22 protein-coding genes are annotated in these 24,041 nt (G+C 67.6%); 10 read left to right on the forward strand and 12 right to left on the reverse strand.

Features of this window, described 5'->3' with window-relative positions; translation table 11 throughout:
- Positions 1-643 (reverse strand): catalase (locus tag A5706_RS10275; RefSeq protein WP_304528390.1); only part of this gene is annotated, 643 nt, incomplete at its 3' end.
- Between the two features lie 391 nt (positions 644-1,034).
- Between A5706_RS10275 and A5706_RS10280 the strand changes: the two genes are divergently transcribed.
- Complete coding sequence (locus tag A5706_RS10280; protein ID WP_068129777.1) at positions 1,035-1,433, forward strand: STAS domain-containing protein; 399 nt, start codon at positions 1,035-1,037, stop codon at positions 1,431-1,433.
- 4 nt (positions 1,434-1,437) lie between these two features.
- Here the strand turns inward: A5706_RS10280 and A5706_RS10285 are convergent, their stop codons facing one another.
- The gene (locus A5706_RS10285) at positions 1,438-2,523 is read right to left on the reverse strand and encodes a phosphotransferase family protein (protein ID WP_068129779.1); all 1,086 of its coding nucleotides are present in this window, start codon (positions 2,521-2,523) and stop codon (positions 1,438-1,440) included.
- Positions 2,520-3,656 carry a hypothetical protein gene (locus A5706_RS10290; RefSeq protein WP_197517802.1) on the reverse strand — a complete coding sequence of 379 codons (1,137 nt, stop codon included), beginning with the start codon at positions 3,654-3,656 and terminating at the stop codon, positions 2,520-2,522. Before A5706_RS10290 ends, A5706_RS10285 begins: the two co-directional genes overlap by 4 nt.
- Positions 3,657-3,780: 124 nt before the next feature.
- On the opposite strand from A5706_RS10290, the gene A5706_RS10295 reads away from it, so the two are divergent.
- The 5 genes from A5706_RS10295 (at position 3,781) to A5706_RS10315 (ending at position 9,312) form a co-directional block, all read left to right on the forward strand.
- Positions 3,781-4,401 (forward strand): TetR/AcrR family transcriptional regulator, encoded by a 621-nt coding sequence (locus A5706_RS10295; protein ID WP_068129784.1) that lies wholly within the window; start codon positions 3,781-3,783, stop codon positions 4,399-4,401.
- Between the two features lie 111 nt (positions 4,402-4,512).
- Positions 4,513-5,649 (forward strand): phosphotransferase, encoded by a 1,137-nt coding sequence (locus A5706_RS10300; protein WP_197517803.1) that lies wholly within the window; start codon positions 4,513-4,515, stop codon positions 5,647-5,649.
- Between the two features lie 98 nt (positions 5,650-5,747).
- Positions 5,748-7,520: an amidohydrolase family protein gene (locus A5706_RS10305; protein ID WP_068129790.1), complete on the forward strand. Its 1,773-nt coding sequence runs from the start codon at positions 5,748-5,750 to the stop codon at positions 7,518-7,520.
- A gap of 10 nt (positions 7,521-7,530) precedes the next feature.
- Positions 7,531-8,865 carry an SRPBCC family protein gene (locus A5706_RS10310; RefSeq protein WP_068129794.1) on the forward strand — a complete coding sequence of 445 codons (1,335 nt, stop codon included), beginning with the start codon at positions 7,531-7,533 and terminating at the stop codon, positions 8,863-8,865.
- Between the two features lie 66 nt (positions 8,866-8,931).
- Positions 8,932-9,312 (forward strand): hypothetical protein, encoded by a 381-nt coding sequence (locus A5706_RS10315; protein WP_231985154.1) that lies wholly within the window; start codon positions 8,932-8,934, stop codon positions 9,310-9,312.
- A 121-nt stretch (positions 9,313-9,433) separates the two neighbouring features.
- Here the strand turns inward: A5706_RS10315 and A5706_RS10320 are convergent, their stop codons facing one another.
- Both A5706_RS10320 and A5706_RS10325 read right to left on the reverse strand, forming a co-directional pair.
- Positions 9,434-10,096: a response regulator transcription factor gene (locus A5706_RS10320; RefSeq protein ID WP_068129829.1), complete on the reverse strand. Its 663-nt coding sequence runs from the start codon at positions 10,094-10,096 to the stop codon at positions 9,434-9,436.
- On the reverse strand, positions 10,093-11,301 hold the full coding sequence (locus A5706_RS10325; RefSeq protein ID WP_068129801.1) for a sensor histidine kinase: 1,209 nt from the start codon (positions 11,299-11,301) through the stop codon (positions 10,093-10,095). The genes A5706_RS10320 and A5706_RS10325 overlap by 4 nt, the downstream gene beginning before the upstream one ends.
- A 133-nt stretch (positions 11,302-11,434) precedes the next feature.
- Here A5706_RS10325 and A5706_RS10330 point away from each other — a divergent pair, with 133 nt between their 5' ends.
- Entirely contained in the window at positions 11,435-11,812 is a 378-nt protein-coding gene (locus A5706_RS10330; protein WP_068129804.1) for a hypothetical protein, read from the forward strand.
- A 10-nt stretch (positions 11,813-11,822) separates the two neighbouring features.
- Positions 11,823-14,657: an RND family transporter gene (locus tag A5706_RS10335; RefSeq protein WP_369831841.1), complete on the forward strand. Its 2,835-nt coding sequence runs from the start codon at positions 11,823-11,825 to the stop codon at positions 14,655-14,657.
- Positions 14,658-14,660: 3 nt separating this feature from the next.
- On the opposite strand, the gene A5706_RS10340 is transcribed toward A5706_RS10335, so the two are convergent.
- From A5706_RS10340 to A5706_RS32945, 3 genes are all read right to left on the reverse strand, one after another.
- Positions 14,661-15,107 carry a nitroreductase family deazaflavin-dependent oxidoreductase gene (locus A5706_RS10340; protein ID WP_068129808.1) on the reverse strand — a complete coding sequence of 149 codons (447 nt, stop codon included), beginning with the start codon at positions 15,105-15,107 and terminating at the stop codon, positions 14,661-14,663.
- Positions 15,108-15,222: 115 nt separating this feature from the next.
- Complete coding sequence (locus A5706_RS10345; protein ID WP_068129811.1) at positions 15,223-16,554, reverse strand: sensor histidine kinase KdpD; 1,332 nt, start codon at positions 16,552-16,554, stop codon at positions 15,223-15,225.
- Between the two features lie 189 nt (positions 16,555-16,743).
- On the reverse strand, positions 16,744-16,902 hold the full coding sequence (locus tag A5706_RS32945; protein ID WP_156767047.1) for a hypothetical protein: 159 nt from the start codon (positions 16,900-16,902) through the stop codon (positions 16,744-16,746).
- Positions 16,903-17,297: 395 nt separating this feature from the next.
- On the opposite strand from A5706_RS32945, the gene A5706_RS10350 reads away from it, so the two are divergent.
- Together A5706_RS10350 and A5706_RS10355 are read left to right on the forward strand one after the other, a co-directional pair.
- On the forward strand, positions 17,298-17,915 hold the full coding sequence (locus A5706_RS10350; protein WP_068129813.1) for a TetR/AcrR family transcriptional regulator: 618 nt from the start codon (positions 17,298-17,300) through the stop codon (positions 17,913-17,915).
- Positions 17,916-17,945: 30 nt separating this feature from the next.
- Entirely contained in the window at positions 17,946-19,157 is a 1,212-nt protein-coding gene (locus A5706_RS10355; RefSeq protein ID WP_068129816.1) for an acyl-CoA dehydrogenase family protein, read from the forward strand.
- Positions 19,158-19,167: 10 nt separating this feature from the next.
- Here A5706_RS10355 and A5706_RS10360 read toward each other — a convergent pair whose 3' ends face one another.
- From A5706_RS10360 to A5706_RS10375, 4 genes are all read right to left on the reverse strand, one after another.
- Positions 19,168-20,289, reverse strand: coding sequence for an LLM class flavin-dependent oxidoreductase (locus A5706_RS10360; RefSeq protein WP_068129818.1), 1,122 nt, complete (start codon positions 20,287-20,289; stop codon positions 19,168-19,170).
- A 5-nt stretch (positions 20,290-20,294) separates the two neighbouring features.
- On the reverse strand, positions 20,295-21,689 hold the full coding sequence (locus A5706_RS10365; protein ID WP_068129821.1) for an NtaA/DmoA family FMN-dependent monooxygenase: 1,395 nt from the start codon (positions 21,687-21,689) through the stop codon (positions 20,295-20,297).
- 27 nt (positions 21,690-21,716) lie between these two features.
- Positions 21,717-22,922: an LLM class flavin-dependent oxidoreductase gene (locus tag A5706_RS10370; protein ID WP_068129825.1), complete on the reverse strand. Its 1,206-nt coding sequence runs from the start codon at positions 22,920-22,922 to the stop codon at positions 21,717-21,719.
- A gap of 451 nt (positions 22,923-23,373) precedes the next feature.
- A partial coding sequence (locus A5706_RS10375; RefSeq protein ID WP_156767048.1) for an LLM class flavin-dependent oxidoreductase occupies positions 23,374-24,041 on the reverse strand: 668 nt, incomplete at its 5' end.

The following is a 24,041-nucleotide window of genomic DNA, read 5'->3' on the forward strand; positions in this document are numbered from 1 at the left end:
CCGCGGTGGGCGGGGATTGCTTGATGATCTTCATCGCCGCGACGGTTTCGGGATGCCGATCGAGGAATGCGGCCAGCTTTTGCGGGTCCGGCTTGCCCGTCTCGGGCAGCGGCTTGGAGGCGAGCAACCGCTCGTAAAACCCCTCCGGGGTGCTGTCCGTGAAGACGGGGAAGTTGATCATCGCGGTGCGCCATTGCTGGCCGTCGGCCTCGAAAAGCAGCCCGAGGCCGCGGACGGTGTCGGGCTTGTCCGCCTGGTCCGGCAGGCCGCCGCCCAGCGAGAACCGGCCGACGACCGGCACGGTTCCCGGCCGGAAGACCGCGGCCCGGCAGATGGCCGCGCCCGCCCCGTTGCTCGCAAAAGACCCCGTTGCGCTCAGTCCTTTGGCATGGTTTCGCCGAAACCCGTCATGGCGGCCGAAGACGTGCTCGAAGCGATCGGCGAACCGGGGTGGGGTGAGTGTGTCCGGCCGCAGCCAGCCGCCGGCATAGGCAAAGCCGCCGACGTCCACCGCGGCAAAGCCGGCGACGGCGCCCATGCCGAGCAGCGCGGCCCGCCGATTCAGTGCGACGCGACGGGGGTGTTCGGGCTTGGTCGTGTCAACGTCGTCTTCCGGGACGCCATCCTGATCACCGGCCCCCATTCCTACCGTCCTTTCCCGCTTTTCCGGGCCAAGCCGCGCAGCCTGGGAACGACACTCGGTGCAAGCAATTCATCCACCTGGGGCTGCCGTGCGCAACACCTGCGGCCGTCCTCACGCACACTGCGACCACGTCGCGGCGCCGGAATCCGTTCAGCGGTCGCCTCATGACAACCGACGTTGTAAGCACCCGCCGGGGCGGGGACCGCCCTGCCGAGCTCCCGTAGCTTAGAATCGAATGATCACGTGCGGCTGCGCTCCGCCTAGCGGCGCAGGATCGATGGAGTGTTTGTCCTCTACATGGGCGTGTTACGCGGGTTGAGTCGACAGCCCCGGCTTGGCAGAAGCTGTTGATTTCCCGGTCCCCGCACCGGACGAATGTGAGTGATGAACCATGATCGAACAATCCGGCGACTCGGCCGATCCGATCGCCTTCGAGGTAGGAAAACGGCAGGTAGACCAGACGGTCGTACTCGCCGTCTCGGGCGAAGTGGACATGCTCAGCGCGCCGCAACTCGCCGAGGCGATACACACCGAGCTGGCCACCGGACCGGCGGGACTCGTCGTAGACCTGTCGAAAGTGGATTTCCTGGCCTCGGCCGGGATGACCGTCCTGGTGTCCGCGCAGGCGGACGTCGCGCCGCCCACTCGGTTCGCGGTCGTCGCGAATGGCCCGGCCACCAGCAGGCCGATCAAGCTCATGGGTTTGGACAACGTGTTGTCGCTGTACAGCACGCTCGACAGCGCGCTGTGCCGTGTCTCCGAAGGTTCAACCTCGGAAGAGCTCGCCTGACGCGCTAGGTGGCGGGCGCCAGGACCTGCTGAATGCGTTCGTCGCGCGGCAGCACGGGACCATCGTCGAGAGCTTCGTCGACGCCTAACTCGGTCAGGCCGGCTTTGGTCATCAGCGAGGTCCCGTAGGCGGCGAGCGCGAGCTTTTGGTCGTCGCTGTGGCCATCCTCGATGAGCATCGCGCCGATCAGGCAGATGACGGCCATCTTGTAGGCGTTGAACGCGCGATACCACGCGCGGTTGCAGACCGTGATCCCGCTGACCGACTCGTAATGCGCCAGCAGGGCGTCGATGCTCAGCGCCGCCGGGTGGGTGTTGATACCGACGGGCTGCATCCACAACATCTCGAGCCAACCGATGTCGGTCAATGGATCGCCCACGGTCGTCATCTCCCAATCGAACACGGCGCTGACCTCGCCGTCGCGAAAGGCGAAGTTGCCCGGTTTGGCATCGCCGTGCACCAGCGTGACCTTCGGGCATGGCCGGGGCTTGCCGGCGCGCAGCGCCTCGTGGAGCCGTTCCAGGGCGGGCAGGCGGTCGCGCTTGACCCGGTTCATCTCGGCAGCCCAGTGGTCGAGTTCGCGGTCGAGATGACTGCGACCGTCGTCCAGCACGTCGAGCCCGGTCTGCGCCAGGTCGACGGTGTGGATCGCCGCGAGTTGTTCGACCATGCTCTGACACATCCGCACCACGGTCGAGTCCGCGACGCCGGCCGGCGCCTCCATCTCATAGACCTGACCGGCGGCCCGCTCCATCACGAAGAAGGGGCGGCCGAGCACGTCGCCGGTTTCTTCCAGCCACAGCGCCCGCGGAACACGGACCGCGGAGTCCGCCAACGCCCGCAGGATCGCGAACTGGCGGCCCAGATCGTAGGGCTCCAGCAGGGCGGGTGGTTTGGGCCGCAGCCGCAGCACCGCGTCCTGGCGGGTGCGCCGGTCGCCGTGCCGGGTGACGACGCTCAGCATCATCATCTCGGCGGAATGTCCGAAGTCCACCCGGTCCAGCCCCTCGACACGAACGTCGTCAGCGTCGGGTACCTGCGTGCGCAGCCAGGCCGCCAGGCGCTCTTCGGAGTTGGCGTCCAGCGTCATTGGCGGACCGGATCGTCTTCTGCGGGCAGCCGGTCGACGGGTGTCTTGTCCTGGGTGAACGCCGACATGTCCATTGCCCTCCAGTTCGGATAGCGTTGGTAGCCCTGCCCGCCGAGCAGCAATTCGAAGACGCCCCAACCGATGTCGCCATCGATCTCGAACCGCATCAACTGATCGAGCGCCATCGATTTGCCCTCGGTCTCCGCGAGCTGCTCGGGATCGGTGCTGTCCCATTGGAAATGGATGAAGTACGCCCCGCCGCCCAGGTCCTCGTATTGGCAATGCGCCATCGGAAGGCCGTAGTAGGCGTTGACCTCCTGGCGGGCCGCGTCGGCGAAGACGCGGTACGCCTTGCCGTCCTCGTCGGTGAAGACCAGTGTCGCGCGGGCCGGCCGCTTGCTGTCGCCGTCGAATTGCACCTCGTGCTCGATCTCGACGAATCGCTTCGACAGGGTGCCGTCGGCGTGAGTGATCCCGCCGTCGACGTAATTGACTGTGCCGTCCGAGGATTCGATGACCCACGCCTCGATGGCATGGTCGTCGAATCCGGCGTCGAGCCACAGCCAGAAGTCGATCTTGTCCGAGACGCGCACGCCGAACGTGCGGTCGCGCCCGCCGTGGAACCCGTCCACGCTGATGCGCTCGCCGTCGATCGTGACACAGCCGCTCCATCGTCCGGGTTCCTTCATGTGATACATGTCGGCCAGCAGCTGGCCGTCCTCACCGTGCACCTTCATCGGCAGCAGCTCCCACATCGGGGCGGTGGGCTCGTAGTAGAGCTCCCACTCGATGCCGGAGTTGTTGGGTGCGACGTCGAGTCTCCACTTCTTCAGCGGCTCGACGCAGGTCCAGCTCATCGGCCCGGCGCGCAGGTCGGCGCGGTCGGCGCCGGTCACGGGCCGGCCCGCCAGAAGGTCCCAGTGCCGGCCGTCGGCGAGGCTGACCTTGACATATCCCAGCGCGGTTCCCGTGTTGGGATTGTTGCCGTAGCCGCTGGCCAGCAGCATGGTGCCGTCGGGCGATGCGGCGAAGAAGTAGCACCGGTCCGACCACGTCGGATCGGGATCGTGCACCCGGTCGAAGGTCGTCGGGAGCTGGTGGGTGAACGACTCGTCGGCGGCGGAGTAACCCACTATCGCCCTCTCTGTCCCGTTAATGACCTGGGGCACAACATGATTCGATGCCTCGCGACTACGCCGCGGTCGGCTGCGGCATCAGATACCCAAGTAGCACAACGCATCCCGTACCATCGGCGAGATGGAACCGAGCCGGTGGTGGGGCGCCGACCGCGCGATCCTCGACGACGAGGAGGCCCGCAGGCGGATCCTCGACGCCGCGGGGCGCTGCATCGTCCGCCGGGGGAACTCTCAGTTCCGGATGGGCGAGGTGGCCGACGAGGCCGGGGTGTCGCGGTCGACGGTTTACCGGTACTTCCCCGGCCGTGACGATGTGCTGCTCGGCCTGATGCTGATGCGGGTCGACAAAGCGCTCGCTGATCTGGTGCGCTCGCTGCCCGCGCCGGACGACCCGGTTCGGTCGGTGCCCGAGATGGTGTTGGCGCGGGTCGAGTCGGTGGCCGGCAATCCACTGAACGAGGCGATGTTCGCCGCGGAGAGCACCGCGGTGGCCGCGGCCCTGGAGAAGGGCTCGGAACCCTTCGTGGAGTTGCTGCTGCGGCACTACGAACCCCTGCTGAACCGGTGGAAGCGGGCGGGGCGCCTCTACGACGACCTCGACTTTCGCTCGATCGTCCAGTGGTTGCACACCACCACGTTGTTTCTGCTGGGGCCGTCGTGGCGGTATCGCCCGGCCGCCGACAAACGCCAGTTCGTCGAGCAGTTCGTGGTGCGGGCGCTGGTGCCACAAATCAGACAATAATCGCGTATTGTCTGATGTCCAGACGTTCGGGTATTTTTGTCTGACGGGACCCCGGGTCGGTTGAGTGACCCCTCCCGCCGGCACGGGGCTCCCGAACCAGAACGGATGCATATGAAAAACCTTGCGGAACAAGCTTTTTCCCTCGCGGGCTTGGCCGCTCACCTGGGTCAGGGGGTCCGCCGGGTGGCCGCCGACGCCGTGGTGGGGGCCCGGCTGGGGTTGCCCCGCACGGTCGCTGACATCGACGCCGGGGTCCTGTCCAAGCTGATGGGAGCCAGCGTTCGCTCGGTCCGCGTGCTCGACCGGGACGCAGGGACCTCGTCGAGAGCCCGGCTCGTGCTGACCGGCAAGAACGTCCCCGAGTCGGTGTTCGTCAAGGTCGCCGCCGAAACCACCGCCACCCGCCTGATGGGCGAGCTCGGCCGCCTCGGACACACCGAGGTGCGCTTTTACAACGAACTGGCGCCGCAACTGCACGGCCTGCCGCAGGCCTACGGCGCGGCGTTCGACGCCTGGACGGGCCGTTACCTGCTGGTGCTGGAAGACCTGCCCGCGGAGTCGTGCGAATTTCCCGACACCCTGCACCCGCTGTCCCCCGACCGGGCCAGCCTCATCGTCGAATTGCTGGCCGACCTGCACGCCAGCTTCTGGGACCGCCTCCCGCGCGACCGCCGCGGCCCGCTGGGCTGGCTGTACACCCCGTCAGGCGACGTCACGTCGCTGTTGACCGGCTCGCTGATGAACGCCTCGATCAAACGGCTCGCGGGACGCACCGAAATCCCGGTCGAGAACGGCGCTTTCATCGCCGACAACTACCGCGCCGTCGCCGCGCTGATCGACACGCCCCCGCACACCGTCATGCACGGCGACGCGCACCCCGGCAACATGTATTTCGAGGGTGGCAAGGCCGGGCTGCTCGACTGGCAGGCGGTGCGGCGCGGACACCCCTCCCGCGAGCTGGCGTACACGCTGATCACCAGCTTGACCCCCGAGGACCGCGTGGCGAACCAACGGGAGCTCCTCGACGACTACCGACGCGCCCTGGCGGCGGCCGGGGGACCGGACCTCGACCGCGACGAGCTGTGGCGGCGCTACCGGCAGGGCGCGCTGTACGCGTATGTGGCCTCGCTGATCACCGCGGGGATGGGCGGAATGCAGGTCGAAGGCATCGCAATGGAGGGCCTGCGGCGCGGCGTGACGGCGCTGGACGATCTGGAAACCATTGCGGCACTGCAGAGTTGTCTCTAGCCCGAAGTTCGCACGATTCATTGACTGAAGGTGCCGGGAGGAATATCGTCAGTACTTACGCTACGCGGCGTAGCGTAATGCGGCGGAGAGGCTCCCTCATGTTCGATCTCAAGATCACCGGTGGCACTGTCGTCGACGGCACCGGCGCCGACCGCTATCGGGCCGACGTCGGCATCAAGGACGGCGTGATCGTCGACGTCGTCCGCCGCGGCGCCGACGACCCCCCGATGGCCGGCCTCGACGCAGCACAAGCCGCCGAAACCATCGACGCGACAGGGCATCTGGTGGCCCCCGGGTTCGTCGACATCCACACCCACTACGACGGCCAGGTGAGTTGGGACGGCCTGCTCGAGCCGTCCAGCGGCCATGGCGTCACGACAATCGTGACCGGCAACTGCGGGGTCGGCTTCGCCCCCGTGCGGCCCGGCAGCGAGCAGTGGCTGATCGAGTTGATGGAGGGCGTCGAGGACATCCCCGGCACCGCGCTCACCGAGGGCATCACGTGGGGCTGGGAAACCTACCCCGAGTACCTCGACGCGATCGGCAAGCAGAAGTTCGCGATCGACGTGGGCAGCCAGGTCGCCCACGGCGCCATCCGCGCCTACGCGATGGGCGAGCGGGGCGCCCGCAACGAGCCGGCCACGCCCGACGACATCGCGGCCATGTCGCGGCTGGTCACCGAGGCCATCGAGGCCGGTGCGCTCGGATTTTCGACGTCGCGCACGATGGGCCACCGCGCGATGGACGGCGAGCCGGTGCCCGGCACCTTCGCCGCCGAGGAGGAACTGTTTGGCCTGGGCCGAGCCATGGCAGCCGGCGGTCAGGCCGTGTTCGAGCTGGCGCCGCAGGGGGCCGCGGGCGAGGACATCATCGGCCCGAAGAAGGAATTGGACTGGATGCGCCGGCTGAGCGCCGAGATCGACCGTCCGGTGTCGTTCGCCCTCATTCAGGTGGACGCGGACCCGAAGCTGTGGCGCGAGATGCTCGACCTCTCCGCGGATGCGCACGCGGCGGGCGCACGGCTGCACCCGCAGATCGCGGCGCGTCCGTTCGGCATGATGATCGGCTTCCAAGGGCATCACGGCTTCAGCCATCGCCCGACGTATCGCAGGCTCGCGGCCGAATGCAGCCGCGCCGAGCTCGCGCAGCGCCTCGCCGATCCCGCGGTAAAAGCGGCGATCCTTTCCGAGGACGACCTGCCGGTGGACCCGACGCTGCTGTTCGACGGGATGTTCGCCCTGGTGCAGCACTCGCTGCACCGCCTCTATGCGCTGGGCAACCCACCCGACTACGAGCCGACGCCCGACCGCACCGTCGCCGCGATCGCCAAGGAACGCGGCGAGGACCCGCTGGCCACGCTCTACGACCTCATGCTCGAGTCGAACGCGACCAACATGTTGATGCTGCCGCTGTTCAACTACGCCGACGGCAACTGCGACGCGATCCGGGAGATGATGCTGCACCCGGCCGGCGTGCTGGGACTCTCCGACGGCGGCGCCCACTGCGGAATGATCTGTGACGCTTCCTATCCCACCTTCCTGCTGACGCACTGGGCCCGGGACCGCCGACGGGGCGAGAAGCTGCCGCTCGAGTACGTGATCCGCAAGCAGTCCCGCGACACCGCGCACCTGTTCGGCCTTACCGACCGCGGCACCATCGAGGCCGGCAAGAAGGCCGACATCAACGTGATCGACATGGACGCCCTGCGACTGCACCCGGCGGCGATGGCCTTCGACCTGCCGGCCGGCGGCCATCGGATCCTGCAGGGAGCGAGCGGCTACGCCGCCACGATCGTCAGCGGGACGGTGACTCGCCGCAACGACGTCGACACCGGGGCGCGCCCCGGCCGCCTGGTGCGCGGAGCGCGCTAGGGCTCCGCGCATGAACGCGTCAGTGGGCAACCCCGCTCGAACTCGCCCCAATGCCCAAGAGGACGCGATCGGCACCCCGCCCGCCTGCCCGACCCTGGTGCCGGCCGAGCGCTACTACTCGCCGGCGTTCGCCCAACTCGAGGTCGAACGGATGTGGCCGAAGGTGTGGCAGCTCGCGTGCATGGTCGACCACGTCGCCGAGGCGGGCGACTACTTCGAGTACCGGTGCGGCCCCTACGGGGTCCTGATCGTGCGCGGTGAGGACGGCGTCTTGCGCGCATTTCAGAACGCCTGCCGCCACCGCGGCAACTCGCTGTGCACCGGCTCGGGTTCAGGGCTGCGCGAGCTCAAGTGCGGGTATCACGGGTGGACCTGGGACCTCGCCGGCGCGCTGAAGCGGGTGCCCGACCGCAAGGGCTTCGGTTCGTTGCGGATGTCCGACTTCCCGCTGATACCCGCCCGGGTCGACACGTGGGAGGGGCTGGTCTTCGTCAACCTCGATGTCGGCGCGAGGCCGTTGCTCGAGTACCTGGAGGCAGTGCCCGACGACATCGCGTGGTGCCACCTGAGCGACTTCCGCTGCTACGCGACGCTGACCATCGACGTCGACGCCAACTGGAAGACGATCGCCGACGGCTACAGCGAGACCTACCACATCCAGACGCTGCATCCCGAGCTGCTGCGCTGCGTCGACGACGTCCATGCGCCCCAACAGATCTGGGGCCACACCGGCAAGTCGGACCAGCCCTACGGCGTGCAGAGCCCGCGCTTCGAGGGCACGCTGAGTGACGAAGAGGTCTGGGACGCGTACGTCTACACGCAGGGCGCGCTGATGGGCGCGGCCGAAGGCACGCCGTTCCCCGCGGACGAACGCCGGCCCGGGCAGACCGTCCAGGACTTGATCGCGGCGCGCACCCGCGCCTTCGCGGCCAGCCGCGGGGTGGATCTCGTGTGGGCCGACACCGACCGGGTCACCCGACTGCATCAGTACAACGTGTTCCCTAATATGACGTTTCTGGCCAATGCCGATCACCTGACGCTCATGTGCTCGCGGCCCGGCGCGGATCCCGATCACGGCGAATTGGTCATCTTCTTGATGACCCGGATGTCGCCGGGCGCACCGCGGTGCAAGCCGGCGGACGTCCGGAGCACCGCCGGGGAGGCCGAACCGGGCTTGGTGCTGACCCAGGACATCCGGCTGCTCGCGGGCTTACAGCGCGGCCTGCACCAACCCGGATTCACCCACCTGGTGCTCTCCAGCGAGGAAAGGCGCGTCATCAACATGCATCGCAACCTCGAGCGCTACCTGGACCTGCCCGAGTCCGAGCGGATACGCGGCGGGTGAAAAGGTGCCGACGGAATTCGATTAGACCTCCCGAAATGGGGTAGGCGCGCATTAGACTCCCGGCTTGTGACGAGTCCGTCCGATGCCTGGGGCTACGAACGGCGGCAACTCTTGCATCAGGTACAGATGCGATGTCAGGCACTCGGCCGCAGGCGGGCGCGGCGGCTGTGTCACCACTTCGAGCGCGTCGGGGTCCACACCGCCCCCGAACGCCTACGCCAAATGGTGGCCGGGGTGCCCGTCGCCGACGACGAAGTGACGGATGTGAATTTCGCGTTGATCGCGATGCAGCTCAATCGCGAGGCCCGGGGCGCGAAGGTCAAGCGCCTCAAGCGCCAGGGCACCCGCTCTCTGCTGTTCATGGGCCTGGTTCTGGTCGTACTCAACTTCCTCTTCTGCATCGCCTACGTCTTGCTGAACCTGGCCCAACAGGCCACCCCACTGTGAATTCGGGCTGACAGGCCGCCATCACTCCTCGACCGTGCGGCTGGACGCACGCTCGAAGCCGAATGTGCGGCTGGCCGCACGTTCGCGGGCAGGCGTTGCGGTCGCCGCACCTCGTGACGTTTCAGCGCGGGGCAACGATCCCGTTGTCGTAGGCGTAGACGATCGCCGCGGCACGATCCCGCAGGTCGAGTTTCCCGAAGATCCGGCCGATGTGACTTTTGACGGTGACACCCGAGATGCACAGTTCGCCGGCGATTTCGCTGTTGGACAATCCCTTCCCGATCAGCGTCAGCACGTCCAACTCGCGCGTGGTGAGCTGGGCGATCTCATTGCCCCGCCGTTCGCAGCCGTCGGGGGCGGCCTTGCGGTAGGTGGTTAGGACGCGCGAGGTGACCGCGGGATCCAGGTAGCTGTCTCCCCGGGCCACCGTCCGCACGGCGCGGATCAACTCCTCGGCCGACGAGTCCTTGAGCACGAATCCGGCGGCCCCGGCCCGCAGCGCCCCGGACAGCAGGTCGTCCTCGTTGAATGTGGTCAACGCGAGCACGGGCGGGCCGCCGGCCAGCCTTCGCGTCGCCTCGATCCCGTCGACCCGCCGCATCCGCAGGTCCATCACGACGACGTCGGGCCGGTGCTCGGCCACGGCGGCAGGCACCTCGTCCCCGTCGGCGCATTCGGCGACCACGTTGAATCCGTCCTTGCGGCGCAGGATCCGGCGCAACCCCGAGCGCACCAAGTCCTGGTCGTCAACCAGCAGCACCGCGATCTCGGCCTCGTCGATCACAACTTGCACCACGGCGGCCGCCAGCCCGTGTCGCCCGCTTCGAGCGGGATCTCGGCACGCACCGACCACCCGTCGCTCGTCGGGCCGACCTCGATCGCGCCGCCCAGCAGTTCGACGCGCTGGCGCATGCCGCTCACCCCGCGCCCTTCCGTGCATGGGGCCGCGGCCACCGCGGCCGGCAGCCGATTGTCGATGACAAGGCTTGCTGAGACCGCTGAAACGCTCAGCGCCACAGTAGATTTCGAATCGGGGGCATGTTTGGCGATGTTGGTCAGCGATTCCTGGGCGATGCGATACAGCGCGTGGCCGACGGCCGCCGAGACGCGCGGGGTGGGACCCTCGACGCGCAGTGTGACGGCCAGACCGGCGCGCTCGTAATCCCCGACGAGTAGCCGGATGTCGTCGACGCCGGGTTCGGGCGCGATCTTCATCGGCGAATCGTTGAGCAGCCCGACGGTCCGGCGGATGTCGGCCATCGCCTGCCGGCCCAGCCGCTCGGCCTGTTCGAGCGCCTCCACCGCGTCGTCGACGTCGCGGTCCTGCTGCAGCGCCCGCCGCGCACCGGTCACGTGCAACAGCGTGATCGACAGCGAGTGGGCGATGACGTCGTGCACTTCTCGGGCGATGCGGCGTCGCTCGTCGGCGGCAGCGTGCTCGGCCAGCGCCTCCTGCGCGCGTATCTGCTCGGCCAGTAGCAACCGTTGGCTGCGCATGATGTAGCCGAGCAGCCAGCCCGCCGCAACGAAACCGAGGTATAGCGCGACCGCGTCCAGGCGGTGCAGCGCGGCCGCGGCGAGCAGCAGCCCGGCCGCCGACGCGGCTGCCAGCAGGCCGCCCGCGATGGAGCTCAGGGTCGCGACGGATAGGACCATGAGCACCAGCAGCGCCGGCGCGAAATCGGCATGAACGGGTGTCGGCGTGCCGAACAGCATGATGGCGGTGGCCGTCGACCAGGTTGCCCACATCAGCAGCGGGCTGAGCTTCATGTTGAAGAAAAAGAACAGCAGCGTCGGTGACACCGACACCGCGAGTGCGGCTAGCACCACGGGCAGGCCGGCGGTTGGGCGTTGCAGGATCGCGATCACCCAGGCGCCGACCTCGGTGACGTCGACAGCGACAAACGACGTCCAGGTGATACCCACGGGGATCAGCTCGCTGCGCCGGCGAAGCTGTTCCCGCAGGTAATCCGCGGCGACACGCAACATCGTCCAATCCTAAGAGAGCTTCGCTCGTCGTCACATCATGCCGAGGTCGGCACCCGTCTCCGCCCGTGGTAGGAGGCAAAAACCGAACCTCGGCACGACGCGCAGCAGAGGTCCGCCTTCCTAATGTCGAGTCATGACATGGGCACTGCTGCACGACCGGATGGCCTTCATGGCCAACGTGATCAAGGCCGCCGAGACCGATCCCGAGGCGGCCCTCGCGCTGGCCGACGGCTCGTCCGAGGTGTCTCGGCTGTTCGGTGACGAAGAGGGGCTGCTGCTCTCGCTGCGACAGCGCTGGATGACGATGCTCGTCGCCAAGCTGGATCAGGCGGCGCACGACGGCATTGCGGCCGAACGGGTGCGTGCCGACCTCGCGGCCGCCGAGCCCGGGCTGCACTCGCTGCTGGAGATCGCGTCCCGACGGTCTTTGCGGGTGCGCTCCCTGTCCGGGGGCGAGCGACGGGCCATGGAGTTGCTGGGCGGACCCAGCGATCGGCAGACCGTTGCGTGACGGCACGGGAATGCTCTCGCGCCTTACCGGCCGATACGCGCTCCTGATCGTCGGCCTGTGGGTCCTGGCGGCGGGCGTCGCCAATCTCACTGTCCCTCAACTGGAACGGGTCGTGGACAGCCACGCCCGCACATTCATGCCCGCCGAGGCGCCGAGCTCCGTGGCCGCGTCCCGCGCCGCCGGGCTGTTCGGCCAAAAGGCCAGCAACAACTTCGTTTATGTTGTGCTGGAACGTGATCAGCGCCTCACGCCGCGCGACCGTCAGTTCTATGACGCCCTGACTGCGGCCCTTTCCGCCGATCGTGGCCACGTGAACGCGTTGACCGACTTGTGGTCACAGCCCGCCACGGCCGCGGGCGCCGAGAGTTCCGACGGGCGGGCGGTCAGCCTGATGGTGCGGCTCGCCGGAATGCTCGGCACGTCGGAGGCCCGCGATTCGGTGAATTCGGTGCGCGGCGGGGTGGCCCGACTGTCCCCGCCGCAGGGTCTGCGCGTCCTCGTCACGGGTCCCGGCGCCACCATCGTCGACGAATTCTCCGCGATCGACCGGCAGATGCTCATGATCACCGCCGCCACGGTCGGTGTCATCCTGCTGTTGTTGCTGTTGGTATACCGATCGCCGATCGCCGCGGCGATTCCCTTGACCTCGGTCGGCATCGCGCTGGCCTTGGCCCGTTCCCTCGCTGCGGCGTTTGGCCAGGCCAATGTCGTTGAGGTGTCGCTGTTCTCGGCCGCGCTTATGGCGGCGATGACGCTGGGCGCGGGCACCGACTACGCGATCTTCCTCATCGGCCGCTACCAGGAGGGCCGGCGCCGCGGTATCGCGCCGGCGCAGGCGCTGGCCGAGGCCTACCGGGCCGTCGCGCCGGTGGTGATCGGATCGGCGCTGACGGTGTCGGTTGCGCTCGGATGCCTCGGCTTCGCCAGGGTGGGGATGTTCCGCAGCGCCGGGATACCCTGCGCGATAGGGGTTTTGGTCACCATGGCCGCCGCGCTGACGCTGACGCCGGCGCTGATGGGCCTGGCTTTGCGCCGGGGGTTTCTCGAGCCGCGGCCCTCGACCACCGCGCGGCGCTGGCGGCGCGTCGGAGCAGCGGTGGCGCGCTGGCCCGGCCCCATCCTGATCACGGCGGGCGGCTTGACCCTGCTGGCGGCGCTCCCGCTACTTGGCATGCGGGTCGGCTGGAACGAGCCGGCCGCCACCCCTGCTGCCGCCGAATCCAGCCGCGGCTACGCGGCCAGCGACCGGCACTTCGCGTCGAATTCGCTGCTGCCCGATGTCGTCACCATTCAGGCCGACCATGAGCTGCGCACCCCGGCCGGGCTGATAGCCGTCGAGCGGATCTCGCGCCGGATCATGGCGATCCCCGGGGTGCGCATGGTGCAGTCCGCGAGCCGCCCCGACGGCAGGGTGCCCGATCAGGCGACGCTGACGTATCAGACCGGCGTGCTCGGCCGCCAACTAGGGGACACGATCGATTCGCTGACCCAACGGCTGAACCGGGTCTCCGAACTCGACGGCGCTCTGGCCCAGACGCAAATCGCGGTGGACAGGCTGGGGGGTGGCTTGCGCGGCGGCAGCGCGGGATTGGCCGACATGTCTGCCGCCGCGGACGACATGCGCAGCGGCATGGACGGCGTGCAACGCTCCGTCGCCACGGTGTCGGGTTACCTCGACCCGCTGCGGGATTTCGTCGCTCATACGCCGGGCTGCGATGCCAACCCGCTCTGCTCGACGGTGGATCGTGTGCTGCAGCCCGTCGACAACCTGGTGCAGACCTCGACTCGGCTCGGCGACGGCGCGGCCAAGCTGACCAGCGGGTCAAGCGCCGCCGCGGCGGCCATGTCGAGCCTGCCGCAGACCGTGACGTCGATGAAAGACGCACTTGGACAGGCACGTTCGGCGACGCGCGAGCTGTTGGGCCTGAGCGAGACGATCGGGCCGCAGCTGCACCAGTTGACCGACTACCTGACCGAGCTAGCCGCTCAATTTCAGGGCAGTGCCGCGTCCGGTTTCTACCTGCCGCAGCGGGCCCTGAGCGACCCGCGGTACGTCGAGGTACTGCACAAACTGATTTCGGCCGACGGTCGCGCCACCTATCTGTTGGTCTACGGCAACGGCACCGAATGGGGCGCCGACGGCGCCGCGCGGGCGGACCAGGTGCGCACCGCGATCAAGGAGGCCACCAAGGAGGGAACGCTGGCCCCGACGGATGTCGCCCTTGCCGGCGTCGGCCCCGTGACCGCCGATCTGCAGCACTTCGTCGCGCGTGATGGCGCACTGCTCGTGGGTGCGGCGCTGGTCCTCATCTTCCTGATCGTCACGGCGATGTTGCGCAGTCCGGTTGCCGGGCTGGTCGTCGTCGGCACCGTCGTCGCCTCCTACGCATCGGCGCTGGGCATCAGCGCACTGATTTGGCAGCGTCTGCTTCATCACGAGCTGCACTGGGCCGTAGCGCCCATCGCCTTCATCGCGCTGATCGCGGTCGGCGCGGACTACAACCTCCTGCTGGCGTTGCGGATTAGGCAGGAGGCAACCGCGGGAATCAGAACGGGCATCATTCGCGCGTTCGGCGGTACCGGCGGGGTGGTCACCACAGCGGGCATCGTCTTCGGGCTCACAATGCTTGCGTTGCTTGGGAGCAGCGTGCTCAGCATTGCACAGATCGGCACGACAGTCGCGGTCGGGCTGATGATGGACACCCTGGTGGTGCGGGCGCTCGTCGTGCCATCCATCGTCGCGCTACTGGGCAGGTGGTTCTTCTGGCCGCGCGCGGTCCCACGCCGCAGTCCGGTGCCAATGAAAATCCCTCGGCGTCAACTGGTTTCGGCGGCAAGTGCCTAGTCTTTAGGGTGCCGGCACGGGCTCGAGCCGGAACACGGCGCATCGGCCGGCGAGGGCCTCGAACTCGTCGGCGGTGCCGCGCTGCACCAGCCCCGAGCGCTTATAGAACCCCACGCCCCGCGGCACTTTTTCGGGAAAGGCGCGTAGCACCGGGCGGGCCTGCTCCGCGGAAAGTTCGGCAAATGCCACGCGCTCGGATTTGCGGCCCCGCTTGATCGTTCCGGTGCTCGCCGCGCGGGCGTTGCGCACCCAATCGGCCTGGGAATATCCAACGAGATAGCGGCTGTCGTCAAGCGTGAAGGGCGTGACAGGCGTGCTGCGCGGCTGCCCCGAATTGCGGCCCGGCACGGTAAGCACCCGTACCGGCCCGGCGACGATGCCGAGTTTCTGCATCCCCATCATCACCTGGTTCATCGGCTTGAGCCAGGCCGGAGGATTGGGGTGAGTCATCTCGTCTTCCGTTCACTCGTCGGCGAATCGGTATGCGCTTTCCCAGTGATATCAATTTACCTGATTCATGTCAATGGCCCTGATATCCCGCCGCCTGTCGCGGCCCCGCATTGCGTTAAACGGCCGGCCCGCGCCCGTCACCGGCCAGCCGGATCAAAAGACGCGTGCCGCCCAACGGACTGGCGTGCAGGGACGCGCTCCCGCCGTGTAGTTCGGCCTGCTGGGCGACGAGGGCTAGCCCGAGACCCGATCCGGAACGGGAAGCGGTAGACCCGCGCGAGAAGCGTTCGAAGACCGCGGTGCGCTCGGACTCGGGCACCCCGGTGCCGTTGTCGTCGATGGCGATTTCCACGCCCTCGCCGGAACTTGTAACGTAGAGCCGGATTTCGGTGGCGCTACCGTGCTTGACCGCGTTGGCGATCGCGTTGTCGATCACCAGCCGCAGCCCCGTGGGCAACCCCACCATCAGCACCGTGGGCGTCGGCACCAGCGACACCTGCACATCCGGATAGACGCGAAGCGCGTCGTGCGCGGCACGGTCAAGAAGCTCCGTGACGTCGAACGGCACAAAGTCGTCGACCGTGGTGAGGTCGCCCTGCGCGAGCCGTTCCAGCGCCGTCAGCGTCGCTTCGATCCGGCTCTGGGTGCGGATGACGTCACCGATCACCTCTTGGCGTTGTTCCCGCGGTATTTCCAAGGTGGACAACACTTCCAGGTTGGTGCGCATGGCGGTCAGCGGAGTGCGCAGCTCGTGCGACGCGACGGCGGCAAAATCGCGCGCCGACTCCAGCGCCGCCTTCGTGCGCTGTTGCTCGTTGCCGATGCGAGCCAGCATGCCCTCTACGGCTTCGGCGATCTCCACGGCCTCGCGCACGCCCCGAACCTGGACTTCGTCGGGGCTGGATTGGGCGTTGATGGCGCGGGCCTGCTGCGCCAGCAACAGGAACGGATTGACCATGATCAACGAGATCACCCAGCCGACGATGATCGTGCCGCCGATGACGCTGCCGCAGATGAGCAACACTCGCATGTGTAGTTCGTTGATCCGGTGATGCGCTTCGGCCAGCGGGGCGGCGAGCGCGATCGAGGCCGGGCCCGCGCTGAAGGTGCGGACGCGGTACTGCACGCCGTTGATGGTGGTGTTGGCGTATCCGTTCGGGAGCTTCGGTAGAACGATATTGGCCGGAACGGATACCGTGACATCCCCGATGCGCGCGGTGCGCACCAAGTTGCCGTCCGGCGTCGGCCGATCGGGATCGGCGAGCTGGCCGCTGTTGATCAGCGTGTTGATGTCTCCCAAACTGCTCACCGAGTCCAGCCGACGGTCGAGCTGGCTGTACTGATCGTTGGTTACGCCGATCCACACCCACGCGCCCAAAAGGACGACCAGCGTGATCACCGAGAGCGCGGCCACGATGAGGATGGTGCGCAGCGAGAGCACCTTCATCGGCAACCGCAGACGGTGAAGCGGAGGCCTATCGGTCGCCATCACTACACCGTCCGCGGCAGCGGCCGAACTTTTCGTGACATCTTGCCTTCCGTCTTGGCCCTGGCTTGACCAACGAGCTCAGGATATAGGCGCGATGTTTGAGGTTAGCGGTTCACACGCGCGGCGCTACGAGCGGTGGCGCAGGGGTCAGCTCCCTTCGGGCGAAGCCGTCTTGGGATGGACCAGGGTCAGCTGGGCACCGCCGCGCTCGACGTTTGCGGCCTCGCCGTCGGCCAGACCGGTCCCGTCCGGCTCGCTCATGCCGTGGATGTGCACCGTGCCGCCGGTATGCCGATAGTGGCGCAAGCGAATTATGGAGCGCAGCCGGTCGTTTCGTTCGCGTCGCGAAACTTGGGCGTGGCCGATGCCCCGCTCCGGTGATGTCTTCGACTTGCTGCAGTACTCACCTTCGCGTTGGGTGTTGCCTTGTACGTCGTAATCTCGCCGCCGACGCGTGCGTAACACGTTGGGAAATAGCGGTTTACACGGCTCGCGACGTCGTCATTCGGATGCGAATTCCCCGGACCCCTGCCGTGAAAGGTAACTGTGGTGTTCGCACGCGGGCAACCCGACGGGCCCGGCGCTTATCGATGCAAATGTTCCGCGAGGCCGATTTCGCCGCCGGCGGGTGCCCCGAGAGCGATGTGAACTTCGCAACATAGATATGGCCACGAGATAGGTGAGTGAGTACTCTCTCACCTATGCAACTTTCGGGGCGTGACCGACTGCTGGGCGAAGCGCTGCGGCTTTTCGCCGACAAGGGGTACGCCGCGACGTCGGTGGCCGACATCCAGCGAGCGTCCGGTCTGGCGCCGGGGTCGGGCGCGCTCTACAAGCACTTCGGCTCCAAGCGAGAGCTGCTGGAGGCCGCCGTCGCGCACCGGATCGACAGCATCGTGGCCGCCCGGGAGCAGTACGACGCCGGAGAGCCCGGCAGCGTCGAGCAGGCGGTGCGAACGGCGGGCCAGTTGATCTGGAGCAACCTCAAGGAGAGCGAGGACTTGCTCAAGGTCATGCTGCGCGAACCCGACGAGCTCGGCGATCTCGGCGAGAAGACCTGGCAGGTCATCACCGACAACGCCTACCAGCGGTTCGCCGACGAACTGGCCGCGTTGAATCGATCGGGCGGCACCGCGATACCCGATCCCGCGGCGACCGCGGCCGTGGCGATCGGGTCGTTGTCCTACGCCGCGACGCTTCAGTCGCTGACTGGGCGCCTGCCCGGCAATATCGCCGAGGACCGCTACATCGAGGCGTGGGTGAACCAGACGCTCAGCGTCCTCAAGCAACATCGCAAGCCGGAAAAGCCGGAAAGCTGAAATCCACCAACCTATTTCAGGAGCCAACCCGTGACATTCTCACTGCAATTGAGCGACGACGTGATCGAGGTGCGCGATTGGGTGCACAAGTTTGCGGCCGAAGTGATCCGCCCCGCGGCATCGGAATGGGACGAGCGGGAGGAAACCCCGTGGCCCGTGATCCAGGAGGCCGCGAAGGTCGGCCTGTACTCCCCCGACTTCTTCGCCCAGCAGGCGGCCGAGCCGAGCGGACTGGGCTTCCTCACCACGTTCGAGGAGATGTTTTGGGGTGACGCCGGCATCGCGCTGTCCATCCTCGGCACCGGTCTGGCCGCGGCGGCGTTGGCGGGCAACGGAACTCCGGAACAGCTCGGTCGCTGGCTTCCCGAGATGTTCGGTACGCCCGACGAACCCAAACTCGGCGCGTTCTGCTCCTCGGAGCCCGACGCGGGCTCCGACGTCGGCGCCATCCGCACCCGCGCACGCTACGACGAGGCGGCCGGCGAATGGGTGCTCAACGGCACCAAGACGTGGGCAACCAACGGCGGCATCGCCAATGTGCACATCGTGGTGGCCTCGGTCTATCCCGAGCTCGGCACCCGCGGCCAAGCCACGTTCGTCATCCCGCCGGACACCCACGGCCTGTCGCAGGGGCAGAAATTCAAGAAGCACGGGATCCGTGCGTCGCATACCGCCGAAGTGGTGCTGGACAACGTCCGGCTGCCCGAGGACACGATTCTGGGCGGACGGGAGAAGTTCGAGGAGCGCATCGCCCGGGTCAAGTCCGGCGCCTCGTCGCGCGGGCAGGCCGCGATGAAGACCTTCGAGCGCACCAGGCCCACGGTCGGCGCGATGGCCGTCGGGGTGGCCCGGGCCGCCTATGAATACGCCCTCGAATACGCCTGCCAACGCGAGCAATTCGGGCGCAAGATCGGCGAATTCCAGGCGATCGCGTTCAAGCTGGCGGACATGAAGAGCCGCATCGACGCGGCGCGGATGCTGGTGTGGCGGGCCGGCTGGATGGCGCGCAACAACCAGAGCTTCGACTCGGCGGAGGGCTCGATGGCCAAGCTGGTGGCCAGCGAGACCGCGGTCTATGTCACCGACGAGGCCATCCAGATCCTGGGCGGCAACGGGTACACCCGCGACTACCCGGTGGAGCGAATGCACCGCGATGCGAAGATCTTCACCATCTTCGAGGGAACGAGCGAGATTCAGCGCCTGGTCATTTCACGAGCGGTGACCGGCCTGCAGATTCGTTAAGCCGGCCACCTCATCGCCGGGCCCACTCCTCGGCGAGCAGCCGGTAGGACCGAACCCGGTCCTGGTGATCATGAGTGATCGTCGTGATGATCAGCTCGTCGGCCTCGGTCGCATCGCGTAATCGCTCGAGCTGATCGGCGACCTGCACCGCGGAGCCGACGAACTGGGTCTCGACACGGTCCGCGACCAGTTCACGGTCCGCCGCGGTCCAGGTGTGCCGGCGCGCTTCGGCGGGGGTGGGAAAGGGGATCGCGCCCTCGCCGGTGCGAATGCTGCGCACCCAGGGCCCGTAACCCGCCGCGAGGTTGCGTGCGGTGGCCTCGTCGTCGGCGACGACGACGTCGGCCGACACCGAGACGTACGGCCGGTCGAGCTCGGGCGAGGGCCTGAAACCAGCCCGGTAGGCATCGGTGGCCTCCAGGACCGCCGCCGGTGCTACGTGGTAATTGGCGGCGAACCGCAGGCCCCGGTCACCGGCGACCGCCGCGCTCTCCCCGCCGCTGCTGCCGAGGATCCAGATCTGCAAGTCGGCGCCTTCCCCAGGCACGACATGCGCCTCTTCGCCCTCGGCGGATCGATAGGCGCCGGCGATCAGGGCGAGAATGTCGTCCACCTGCTCGGCGTAATTCTGCGGTTCGGCACCCGGCAGCGACAGCAACGCCTTGTGCAATGCGAAGCGCGGCGAGCTCAGCAGCGGCGTCGGATCGAATCTTTCAGGGATGCGCAATCCATTCGATGCGTGCCCATTGGCCACCGGCCGCGGCGTCGGAGCGATCCGTGCCGGCACCCGCGGCTTGCCACCGGAACGGCCCAGGCCCAAATCGAATCGGCCCGGATGCGCCGCATCCAGCAAGCCGAATTCCTCCACCGTGGACAAGGCGGTGCGATGTCCCATCTGGACCGCGCCCGAACCGAGCCGGATCGTCGACGTGTGTGCGGCGGTCAGGGCGAGCAGCACCGCGGGAGAGGTGCCCGCGACGCCGGGGTTGAGGTGGTGTTCGGCGAACCAGTAGCGCGCGTAGCCCAAGCCTTCGGCGTGCCGCGCGAGGTCGATGCTGTTGCGCAGGGCCTGCGCGGCGGTCGAGCCGGACGAGATCGGAACGAGGTCGAGGACCGTTAGTGGGGTAGTCATGAGCCTTAAGAAGCCACCCCTCTGGAGGCGTCCGGGTCAGCCGATCGCCCGGGCACCGGCAGCGGCGGCAAGCCGAGGTGCTCGCGCAGGGTGGTGCCCGCGTAGTCGGCGCGGAACACGCCGCGTTCCTGCAGCAGCGGCACGACCTGATCGACGAAGGGATCGAGCCCCCCGGGCGTGATGTGCGGGACCAGGATGAACCCATCACTGGCGTCGGCCTGCACGAAGTCGTTGATGGTCGCGGCGACGGTCTGCGGCGACCCGATGAAGGACTGGCGCCCGGTCACCTCGACGATCAATTCGCGACTGGTCAGCTTTTCCGCCTCGGCTTTGGCGCGCCAGTCATTGGCGATCGCGATCGGGTCCCGAAACATGCGGACGCTGGCCCTCCCGCGCGAAACGGTGTTTTCCCCCACGATGGGGTCGACGGCGGGCAACGGACCGTCCGGATCGTGGTCCGACAGGTCTCGGTTCCAGAGCTGTTCGAGAAATTTGATCGCCGTCTGCGGGGAAACCTGCGCCAGCCGCACCTCGTGGGCGATGTCGGCGGCCTCGGCGTCGGTGTCACCGATGACGAACGTTGCGGCGGGCAGGATGAGCAACTCGTCGCGATGTCGCCCGTATCGGGCGAGGCGTCCCTTGACGTCGGCGTAGAACGCTTGCCCGGCTCCCAGCGTGCTGTGTCGGGAGAAGATCGCGTCGGCGGCCGAGGCGGCGAACTCGCGACCCTCGTCGGAATCGCCGGCCTGGAATATCACCGGCCGGCCTTGCGGGCTTCTCGGGACGTTGAATCGACCGTGGATGTCGAAATGCGCGTCTTGGTGGGCGAATGCGCCCGCGTGTGGGTCGGAAAGAAAGACACCGGTTTTCTTGTCCGCCACGATTTCGTCACCGCGCCAGGAGTCGAAGAGCTCCAGCGTCGTCTGCAGGAAAGTCTTCGCGCGCTCGTAGCGCTGGTCTTCGGCCAGGAATCCGCCCCGGCGGAAGTTCTCGCCGGTAAACGCATCCCAGGAGGTCACGACATTCCACGCGGCGCGCCCGCCGGAGAGATGGTCCAGCGAGGCGAACTGCCGGGCCACTTCGTAGGGCTCGTTGAAGGTGGAGTTGATCGTGCCGGTCAGTCCAAGGCGATCGGTCACCGCCGCGAGCGCGGCCAACACGGTGAAGGTGTCGGGACGGCCCACCACGTCCAGGTCGTAGATCTGTCCGTTCTGCTCGCGCAACCGCAGGCCTTCGGCCAGGAACAGGAAATCGAACTTGCCTCGCTCGGCCGCCTGAGCAAACCGCGCGAACGAGCTGAACTCGATGTGGCTTCCGGCCGCCGGGTCACTCCACACCGTCGTGTTGTTGACGCCGGGAAAGTGGGCCGCTAAGTGAATCTGTTTTGCCGGAGCGCTCATCTGGAGATCCTCAATATCGGGCTTGTTTCAGGCGACCGCGTAGCGGTTGGTGGGACGGCGCAATCCGAGCAGTCCGCGAAGCGTGTCCGCCTCGTAGGCGGCACGGAACAGCCCGCGGCGGCGCAATTCGGGCACCACGCCCTGGGTGATCTGCACGAGGTCGTGGGGCAAAGCGGCCGGGCGTAACCGGAATCCCGACAGCCCTGCGGCATGCCACTCCTGCAGCACGTCGGCCAGCTGTTCCGGGGTCCCGACGAAAACATGTGCGTCGCTGCGGTATTCGGCTCCGGTCAGGTCATCAAGTCGGCGTCGCCGGGCCTGAGCGGCCTGCGGGGTGCGATCGAGGAACACCACCACGTCACCGAATATGTGCAGTGCGTCACCGCTTGGGCCCGCGGCCCTTCGCAACGCCCCGATCTCGTCGACGATATCGCTCGCCTGCGCGGCGTCACGCGGTGTGACGAACCCGACGTCCGCGCTGCCCGCGATCAACTGGTACGACGCACGGCTGTGCCCCAGCGCGGCGACGATCGGCTGCCCTTGCGGCGGGCGTGGGGTGATCGACGGTCCCTTGACGGAGAACCACCGGCCTTCGAAGTCGATGTAGTGCAGCTTCTGACGGTCGATGAACCGTCCCGTCGCGACGTCACGGATCTCGGCATCGTCCTCCCAGCTGTCCCACAGGCGGCGCAGCACCTCGACGTAATCCGCGGCCTCGGCGAAATGCTCGCGAATCTGCTCCTGACCGGCGGGGTCGTCGATCACGTCGAGGGACAGGCGAGGCAGCGTGCGGCGCCCGAAGTGCGCCGCCGCGTCGTTGCGGGCGGAGATCTGGACCCGGACCCCGGCCCGGCCGGTGCTCACGTAGTCGAGCGTGGCGATCGATTTCGACACATGGAACGGTTCGGTGTGAGTGATCGTCGCCGTCGGTACGAACCCAATTCCTTTGCTGCGCGGGGCGATTCGGGCGGCGACGAGCACCGCGTCCAAGCGACCGCTGACGCGGTCGACGCGATTGTCAGGCTCGAAGGGATCGTCCGACTGGACGGTCATCGCGTCCTCGATAGTGACGAAGTCCAGCGATCCGCTCTCGGCTTCGGCGACCAGGTCGGCCCAGTAGGCGGGGTCAAACAGTTCGTGCGGTCGTGCTTCGGCCTCCCGCCATGCGGCCGGATGCCAGCCGGCACCATCCAACGCCACCGCCAGATGCACGAGGCTCGACGAATCGGGCATCACCAGACCAGCCTTCCTAACGAATACAACCACTGTGCCGCGATGCGCCCGGAGACGGGGACCGCGACCGCGGTTTTGGCAGGGCACAGCCAGCGACGGGAATAACCGCTCGATGATCCGGCTGGCGCCGCATGGCGGGGGATGCCGGCGCCCGTGTCGAGCAGGAAAACGTGCCGGCGTCGGTGTGCCCGGTTTGCCGACCGGGGCATCGCCTCTCGCCCACCATTCAATCGCCGTGACTTCGCTTGTTGCGCTTGTGGTCCCGTCAGTTTGCTGCCCGCGCCCATCGGCAGTTCGGGCGCCCAGCGACGGCGGCCGGAAACGCGCCGATGACCCCAGCGGGGCGCGTGCCTCGGCCGCAAGTGCGCGCTCTCCCACTGCGCGGCGGGGGCGCAGGCGCTCTTGGAATCACCCGGATTGCAACCCCGCGGCGGCGCCCACCAGGAATCCGCTACTTCGGCAGCAGTGGCAGCACGCCCTCGGCGAACCAATACGCCTCTTCGAGGTGTGGGTAACCCGACAGGATGAACTCCTCGAAGCCGAGCGAATGGTATTCGAGGATCAGGTTCGCGACCTCCCGGTGGCTGCCGACCAGCGCCGTGCCGGCGCCACCGCGGACCAGACCCACCCCGGCCCACAGATTCGGGTAGATCTCGAGCTTGTCCACCCGGCCGCCGTGCAGGGCCGTCATCCTTCGCTGTCCCTCGGATTCCGATTTGGCATGCAGCGATGTGGCTTTCGCGATCTCCTCGTCGGTCAGATCGGCAAGCATCTCGTTCGCGATGGCCCAGGCCGCCGCCGAGGTGTCGCGGCTGATGGTGTGCAATCGAATGCCGAACCGAACCTTGCGGCCAACGGCGGCGGCCTGCTCGCGCACGCGCTCGATCTTGGCGGCGGCGTCGTCCGGGGGCTCACCCCAGGTGAGGTACACGTCGGCATATTCGGCAGCGATCGGCAGCGCCGCCGCCGAGGATCCGCCAAAGTAAATCTCCGGCAAGGGATTCGGCGGCGCCGACACCCTGGCGTCGGCGACTCTGTAGTACTTGCCGGTGAAATCTACCGACTCCTGCGTCCACACCGAGGTGACGATCTGTAGGAATTCGGCGGTGCGTGCGTAGC

Source organism: Mycobacterium sp. E796 (assembly GCF_001672815.1).
In the GTDB taxonomy this organism is placed as follows: Bacteria; Actinomycetota; Actinomycetes; order Mycobacteriales; family Mycobacteriaceae; genus Mycobacterium.